Origin of the sequence: Mycolicibacterium rhodesiae, assembly GCF_002086695.1 — a bacterium.
Lineage (GTDB): Bacteria > Actinomycetota > Actinomycetes > Mycobacteriales > Mycobacteriaceae > Mycobacterium > Mycobacterium rhodesiae.
Map to the genome: position 1 here is coordinate 1 of NZ_MVIH01000049.1, position 372 is coordinate 372.

A 372-nucleotide genomic window follows, 5' to 3' on the forward strand; every position below is an offset into this window, starting at 1 on the left:
CCTCAGAACCCGGGCCGGCACCATCGCGGACCACCACCGCTCCGTCGGTGGGCACCAGGGTCCGCCGGGCGGTCGCTGATTCAGGGCCGATGAAATCGGTGAAACTGGCCGCGGCCAGTAGGAACATCCCCGGCCAGTCGTCCTCGGTCGGGCTACACAGGGTCACAGTCACAGAATCCGACTGTGGCATATGCCGCGGCCACGTGCACGTGAATATTACGACGACAGTGTCTGGCAAAGGATCACGCGATGCGGGTAGCCCCGCCAGCGTGACGCCACTGCGAGAATCAGCGACGAATTTCGCCGTGACGTTACGCTGGCGGCGACGCTCCCACGTCGACGCATACCCCGACGGCTCCGGCACCGACGTGC

1 pseudogene is annotated in these 372 nt (G+C 65.9%); it reads right to left on the reverse strand.

The annotated features are described in order from the left end of the window. Nucleotides 1-172, reverse strand: a pseudogene (locus tag BST42_RS28885) (enhanced intracellular survival protein Eis); the annotation flags it as partial. Nucleotides 173-372 lie beyond the last annotated feature (200 nt).